Here is a 1,182-nt window from a genome sequence, read left to right as displayed (position 1 = left end):
CGGCACCTTCGCGACGGTGCATGCGATGAATGCCTTCGGTGGCAGCGGGCTGCTGCCGACGCCGCTGATGCCGCTGGTGGGGGCCGGGGCGGGGCTCGCCGTCGGCATCGCGGCCGGCTGGTTCGCCACGCAGCGCAGCGGCACCACCTTCGCGATGATCACGCTGGCCATCGCCGAGCTGCTGCATGCGCTGGCGCCGCAACTGAAGGGCCTGTTCGGCGGCGAATCCGGCCTCTCGACGATGCGTGCGCCCGCCTGGGGCCTGGCCTTCGGCTCGACGGTCCAGGTCTACTACCTGACCCTCGCGTGGGTGCTGGCGGCCCTCGGGCTGCTGTACTTCCACAGCCGCACGCCGGCTGGCCGGCTGACGCTCGCGCTGCGCGAGAACGCGCACCGGCTGCGCTTCCTCGGCTACGACGTGCACGGCCTCGGCGTGTCGGCCTTCGCGATCTCGGCGATGTTCTCCGGCCTCGCCGGCGGGCTGCAGGCGCTGAGCAACGAGGCCGCGAACTACGCCGTCTTCGATGCCGGCGTGTCGGCCACCGTGGTGCTGAACAGCTACATCGGCGGCGTCGGCATCTTCCTCGGGCCGGCGCTCGGGGCGGCGCTGATGACCTTCTTCGGCTACGCGGTGTCCGACGCCACGCAGTCGTGGCTGCTGTACCAGGGCGTGCTGTTCGTGCTGGTGATGATGTTCGCGCCGGCCGGGTTGTCGGGGCTGTTCGGTGCGGGCGCACGGCTCGTCGAGCGCCAGGGCTGGCGCCGGGCGGTGGCCGTGGCCGGGCTGGTGGCGGGCGCGGCGCTGCTGCTGGCGGCAGGCAGTGTCTTCGCCGTCGAGATGCTGCAACGGCTGTGCTCGCACGACTACCGGGCGCTGGCCCAGGCGGCTGCGGGGTGGCCCGCGATCCCGCTGCTGGGCCGGCCCTGGTCGCCGGCCGCCGCGTCGACGTGGCTGCTGCCGGCCAGCCTGCTGGCGTGCGGCGGCGTGCTGGCGGTCGCCGCGCGGCGCCGCTTCGGGAGTGCGGCATGAGCGACGTGAGCCCTGACCCGATCCTGCGCATTCGCGGCCTGCGCAAATCCTTCGGCCCGGTCGAGATCATCCGCGGGGTCGACCTCGAACTGCGGGCCGGCGAGCGCCACGCACTGATCGGCCCGAACGGTGCCGGCAAGTCGACGCTGTTC

Annotated in this window: 2 protein-coding genes; both read left to right on the top strand. The window is 73.3% G+C overall.

Going from position 1 to position 1,182, the window contains the following annotated elements:
• On the top strand, positions 1-1,030 hold a 1,030-nt coding region (locus tag AC1D01_RS35700; RefSeq protein WP_477874401.1), incomplete at its 5' end, for a branched-chain amino acid ABC transporter permease.
• On the top strand, positions 1,027-1,182 hold a 156-nt coding region (locus AC1D01_RS35695), incomplete at its 3' end, for an ATP-binding cassette domain-containing protein (RefSeq protein ID WP_477874403.1). The genes AC1D01_RS35700 and AC1D01_RS35695, both read left to right, overlap by 4 nt.

Source organism: Rhizobacter sp. P3_B12 (genome assembly GCF_056402895.1).
The sequence above is the reverse complement of the archived record's forward strand: the minus strand, read 5'-3'. Positions and strand labels throughout refer to the sequence as shown.